5 protein-coding genes are annotated in these 6,000 nt (G+C 48.9%); 1 reads left to right on the top strand and 4 read right to left on the bottom strand.

Annotation, left to right across the window (positions count from 1 at the left end):
* Positions 1 to 11: 11 nt before the first annotated feature.
* Positions 12 to 497: a hypothetical protein gene (locus WMO65_RS18445; protein WP_148392509.1), complete on the top strand. Its 486-nt coding sequence runs from the start codon at positions 12 to 14 to the stop codon at positions 495 to 497.
* Positions 498 to 542: 45 nt separating this feature from the next.
* On the opposite strand, the gene WMO65_RS18450 is transcribed toward WMO65_RS18445, so the two are convergent.
* The 4 genes from WMO65_RS18450 to WMO65_RS18465 form a co-directional block, all read right to left on the bottom strand.
* Positions 543 to 1,436 carry a carbohydrate ABC transporter permease gene (locus tag WMO65_RS18450; protein ID WP_148392510.1) on the bottom strand — a complete coding sequence of 298 codons (894 nt, stop codon included), beginning with the start codon at positions 1,434 to 1,436 and terminating at the stop codon, positions 543 to 545.
* Positions 1,437 to 1,449: 13 nt separating this feature from the next.
* Positions 1,450 to 2,367: an ABC transporter permease gene (locus tag WMO65_RS18455; RefSeq protein ID WP_207708208.1), complete on the bottom strand. Its 918-nt coding sequence runs from the start codon at positions 2,365 to 2,367 to the stop codon at positions 1,450 to 1,452.
* Positions 2,368 to 2,442: 75 nt separating this feature from the next.
* Entirely contained in the window at positions 2,443 to 4,203 is a 1,761-nt protein-coding gene (locus WMO65_RS18460) for an alpha-amylase family glycosyl hydrolase (RefSeq protein ID WP_148392511.1), read from the bottom strand.
* Positions 4,204 to 4,219: 16 nt separating this feature from the next.
* Positions 4,220 to 5,917, bottom strand: a complete 1,698-nt coding sequence (locus tag WMO65_RS18465; protein WP_148392512.1) for an extracellular solute-binding protein — start codon at positions 5,915 to 5,917, stop codon at positions 4,220 to 4,222.
* Positions 5,918 to 6,000: the final 83 nt, after the last annotated feature.

Genomic DNA, 6,000 nt, shown 5'->3' on the forward strand with positions numbered 1-6,000 from the left:
AGGGGCGGTTCATGCCGGCTGTCAAGAAGCTGTTCCAGGAATCGGTCTGTATCCTCTTGGGCATTCTGCTCCATGATGGGCTGCACCCAGCTTCTCAATGGGATGGCTCTTCCATTTCTGCCTCATCCCATGTGGTACAGATGGTCGAAAATGGGTACCGGGCGGTGGAAACCTTTGGTGACTCGCTGTTCCTCCTGGACCGTTACCTCCTTTCTGCCCCGGCCCTAAAGCGCCTTGCCGAGCTGAACTCTTCCGGGATGCCCCACATGGATATCGTCACTAAAGCAAAGATATCCTGCACAGCATATGAGCTTCTCCCCAAGCGTAAGCCGGGTAGGGGACGGCCTGCGAAAAAAGGGGCTGCTGCGAAACTGAGGGAACTCATTGCCACAGCCACGGGGCAGTTCCGGGAAACCACAGAGACTCTTTATGGCAGGAAAGAGACGGTTCGCTATTATTCCACAGACCTGCTCTGGGGGCAGAGACTCTGGAGATGATCCTGGCCACAGTACGGGCAACGGAAGCCCCCTTTTTTATCTGTCTTATTCTTTTACACTTCCCACAACAATCCCGGTAATCAGGTATTTCTGAAGCAGCGGATATATCAGCAGCAGGGGTATTACAGAAACAACAATCTTCGCCGCATTCAGGTTTTGGCTGGACACATCCATGGCATTCACAATGGAGCTGATGCTTCCTCCCGCCCGCAGCATATCCTCAAGCTTCACACTCAGTGATTGAATGTAGGTCTGGAGGGGATAGTTGCTGACCTTGGTCATATAGATCAGGCCTCCGAAAAAGTCATTCCAGTTTCCAACAATGCTGAACAGTGCGATGGTGGCAATCACCGGCTTGGAGCACGGCAGATACACTTTGGTAAGCACCTGCAGAGGTGTGGCGCTGTCAATGATTGCTGCTTCCTCCAGTGACTTGGGCACTCCCACGAAAAAGTTCATCACCATGATAACGCTGAAAACCGGAACCGCCCCAGGCAAAACCAAGGCCCAGACCGTATTCAGCAGCCCCAGGTTCTTCACCACCAGATAGGTGGGAATCATTCCACCGCTAAACAGCATGGCGAATATCAGCAGATTCATATAGATGTTTCTTCCCCTGAACTCAAGCTTTGTTTTGGAAAGGGGATATGCCATGAGTACGATCAGCACCAGATTTAAACCCAAACCCAGCACCACACGCAGCACGGAAATGCCAAATGAACGCCAGAATTGATGATCCTCCAGTATCTTTTTGTACGCTGCCGGTGTGAAATCAACCGGCAGAAATCCCACCTTATTTGCCGCGACGGCCGCGCTCCCGCTAAATGAAACAGCCAGTATATTCAGCATCGGAAGCAGGCAGATGAGGCCAAGCAAAAATACGATCAGATAAATCGTTCCTTTTCCCATATTGGAAAAAACGCCTTTTTTTTGCACCATAATAATTCCCCCCTTAGAATATACTCCGCTCTGTAAATTTCTTTGCCAGTCCGTTGGCCGCAAGCATGAGAACCATACCCACCACAGACCGCAGCAGTCCTACCGCTGTAGAAAAGCTATACTGCCTGCTGATCATACCCATGCGGTAAACATATGTATCCAGCACATCCCCTGACTGATAAACCATAGGCGAATATAAGTTGTAAATCTGGTCAAAGCCAGCGCTCAAAATACTTGTGAGATTCATTGCCCCCATAAGCAATATGATTGGCAGCATACCCGGCAGTGTAATATGCCATACACGTTTCCACCAGTTCGCTCCGTCCATGGATGCGGCCTCATGAAGCCCCGGGTCTATGGCTGTAATCGCCGCCAGATAGACAATGGAGTTATAACCAAACTCCTTCCACACATCTGTGACAATAATCATGGGCCGGAACCAGGTATTGCTTCCCAGGAAATTAATCTTATCCAGCCCAATTGTCTGTAAGAGCTGGTTCACCGCTCCGTCCAGGTTCACCATATTTACCACCACCGCAGCCAGCACGACCCAGGACAGGAAATGGGGCAGATACACGATGGTCTGTACTGTCTTTTTAAAAAACTTAACCCGTATCTCATTGAGCAAAATGGCAAAGGCAATGGCCATAATAGTTCCCAATATGATTTTCCCAATGGCAATCACCATGGTATTTGTCACAATCTGACCGATATCCGGGAGGGAAAACATATATTTGAAATGCTTCAGACCCACAAACTCTGAGCTAAATATCCCTTTAGCCGGGACATAATTCTGAAATGCCATAACAATTCCACACATTGGAACATAACAGAAAATTAATACAAAAATCATCCCCGGCACCATCATAAGATGGTACATTGTCTGGGAGCGGACCTGCCGCTTTTTTACCGTAGCTTTTTCTTTCATCATTACCCCCTGCTTTCCATCAATTTCTGCAAAACAACTATTTGAAAGCCGTATACTGCGCATATCCCGGCGCTGTTATCACACTTTCTCAAATTTCAGAACAAGCAGACCGCCCTGCGTGCTCTTATCTTTTTTTATGTTCCAGCACAGATTGCACATTTCTTCTGCTGTCCTGATGATTGTTTCATGTTCCCCTGGAAGGGCGCCGAATAAGGCACTAGCCTCCCAGCTTGTTCCGGCACCCAAAATATCCAGCAGTTTAAGTGAAACCGACATATCCCTGTGTGTATCCGGGTTCGCGCAGATTACAAGGACTGTGCTCTCCTTCTTATAAAAATACGGCACAGGAAGCTCTGCCTGGCTTTCATAGGCTGCGGTTCCGAAATTCTTATTTTGCGCTCCCATTTTATAGGCGTGTATAAGGCTGGAATATGTTTTTCTGATGCTGATCATGCATTTCACATCCTCCAGCATATTGGCCTTTTCCGGCCTCTCCAACTGGGTCCAATCAAGCCAGCTCCCATACAGCCACCTGCCCTTGCCAAAAGCTTCTCCTCCGAAAAGCTTGGGGGACAGTCCGGGAAGCGGCCTGTAATCCGCATTAAATTCCTCCCCGGACATGAATATCGGCACTCCCGGAGCAAGCAGTGTGGTGTAGCCTGCCAGATAACGGCTGCCCTGCGCGCCATAGGGATTCTCTCCCTGGGGAAAACCGTCCCATCCGTTATCATGGCAGCTAAGCTGGATGGACATGAGCTGCCCGTCCTGTATACGCAGCGGAAACTCTATAAGCAGCCCGTTTCTTTTCCTCTGGTATCTAACCCTGTAGTCTACCTCAAAAGCATCCGCAAGCCTGCTGTTCCATATCTGTCCCTGTTTGTCGCGCACCTGGATATTGCGGATCTGTTTTTCTCCATATATATTCTCAACCCGCAATTTTCCCATCTGTATCTGATAAGCAGCACCTGACGGTCCGCATTCCTCCACTCTTGTAACTGCTCCTTCCCAGATAACCTCGGGTACCTTCTGTCCCTGAAACCAGGTGTTTTCCCCGCTGTCCTGGATGGCACCGTCCTCGTAGAAAATTTTTATCTCGTACCGTTCTCCGGTCCTAAGCTGCCGGTCCTTTATATATCCCGCCGCATCGTGGAGAATCCTGCTGGAACGGTTAAGGCCGTAATTATGAGAAACCACTTCCCCGTGCTGGAGAATGTCCGTGACCCCTTTTATGGCCGGGCCAGATTCCGCTATGACCATAATGTGCTTCCCCGCCTCAGCGGCTTTTCTGCGTATCAGTGCCCACAGGTCGTTCCGGTAATGGGCCACGTCCAGGCGAAAGCCATCAATTCCAAATTCCCGGACATACCTAAGCCAGGTGTTTACCCACCACTCGTCCAAATCCCGATGGCCTCCGTACCAGTCGTAATCTTTCATTCCCCAGGATTCTCCAGAAAACCATTCCGGATGTTCCTCCACCAGCGGGCTGTCCTTCATGACGCCGTGGGTGATCACATCCAGGATAACCTTTATACCGTGCCTGTGGAAGCATTCCACCATGTGTTTGAAATCCTCTTCTGTGCCAAGGCTTGGGTCCAGCCTGTCAGGCCGTATGCAGGCGTATTCCGTCCATATATTATAGAAGTGATATTCTCTGCATAGCTGGTGCCCGGTAAGCCAGACCACATTGATTCCCAGTTCCTTGAGATAAGGGATTTTCTCTTCCAGGGATAAAAATGTTCCTGATTCCGGCCCGTTTGGTGATGTGAAATTCTTTGTGGCAATCTCATAAACAACAGAATGTTGTAAATCCTGGGGTGCATCTGTAATTACGTACTTCATACATTTCCTTCCTGTTCTATTTACTGCCGACGATTTCCTCGATTTCTTTTATAATCTGCTCGCCGCCCCGCTCTTTCCACTCTGTGACAAAGCTGTCAAATTCATCAATGGATTTGGCGCCCGTGACGATTGCCACGAAGGTTTCCTCCTGAAGCTTATCCAAATCTGCACTATTGGTCTTCATAGTCTCGGTTATATCAAAGAAAACGGGAGAAAACCATTCAAACTGCTCTTTTTCTGTCAGGCTTTCAATCAATTCGATACCGCCCATCCTGGAGGTATATTTTGCCCAATCCGTCACGTCTGCTTTTTCAGGCTCCTTGAGATATCGGTTCACTGATTCTACGATTGTCTTGGATTCTGCTGTACGTACCTCATCCATGGTAATCTCGCCGTTGACGCAGTTCTTGATGTCCGCATAATCATCCAGCAGAGATGTGTAGGAGTTGATTTCTACCTGAAATGGCCTTGCTGTATTGTCTACTGTTTTTACATATTCACTGACCTCAGGCGCTTCCGCTTCCAGGTTTTTGTTATTCACGATATCATCAAAAAACAGGTTTGCCATTTTTACCAGAACCTCAGGATTGGAATATCCCTTTCTTACTACCATGTATCCGGAGTTTGCATTACTGTGGGTGACATTCACTTTTCCGTTTTCATCACAGATTGTCATTACAGAAAAATCTGCATCCGGGTCCATGCTGCGCACATTGTTCAGAAGCCAGTCCGGTATATGCCATGGGCCAAAGGCAATACCAAGCTGTCCGTTAGTGAGCAGTGCGGTAATATCATCCCAGGTCCTTGTTCCAAACTGCGGGTCCACAATTCCCTCCTGGAACCATTCTGCCATCTTTTCCAGTGACTGCTTCATCCCCTCTGAAGTGGAGCTGTTATATACCTTCCCGTCCTGGTCCATCAGCCAGCTTCCTGGAAATGCCTCATAGGCTGACGCAATGGCATTCATGGTATGGCCGCTGCCGCTGTAATCTCCCGCTGTCAGGTTCGGCACGAATGCCAGTCCCACCGGATTTCCGGTACCGCCCGGATCTTTTTCAATAAAAGCCTTAGCTGCCTCTCCAAGTTCATCCACGGTAAGGCATTTGTCGCCGTCCGGATCAATGTCCATTCCCAGCTCGTCCAGCCAGTCCTGACGGATAAATACTTCACATGGCGCGCTGTCGAGATTGGTTCCCGGCATTGCCATGAGTTTTCCGTCATAGGTTGCGGTTTCTAAGCATCTGCCGTCATAGGAGTCATAGATTTTCTTGATGCCGTCGCTGGCATATTCCTCATATACACTGCTTAAATCCTCTACCAGATCGTTTTCTACCAGCTCATCCAGGATATCCTTTGAGCCAACCCGCATCATATCCGGCAGCTCTCCGGACGCGATTGCCAGAGAAACCTGTCTGTCATAATCCTCGCCGTTTGCCTCGAACTCATCCTTTATCTCCACATTAAGACGCTCCTTCAGATATCTTGTGTAGGCATTGTCCTCATAGGTATCGCCGTCGGGAAACTTGGGGTTGGCAATGGTGCTTCTGCCCACAGTGCAGGAAACGGTCTCCTCATAGGCTCCAAGAGCGCCGTCAGCGGATTTTACCGCATCCTGTTTATCCTCTGTATTTTCTCCGCATGCTGCCAGGGACATTGTCATAGCTGCTGCCATTGATATACTGATTATTTTTCTGAACCTGTTCTTTTTCTTCATGTTGCCCTCCTGATTTTTCCTTTTATCTATAATGCTGTCTGCCGCCGCAGACAATAATGTTTTGTTGCTTTTTATAACGGCCG

Origin of the sequence: Blautia caccae, assembly GCF_040095955.1 — a bacterium.
Taxonomy (GTDB): domain Bacteria; phylum Bacillota; class Clostridia; order Lachnospirales; family Lachnospiraceae; genus Blautia; species Blautia celeris.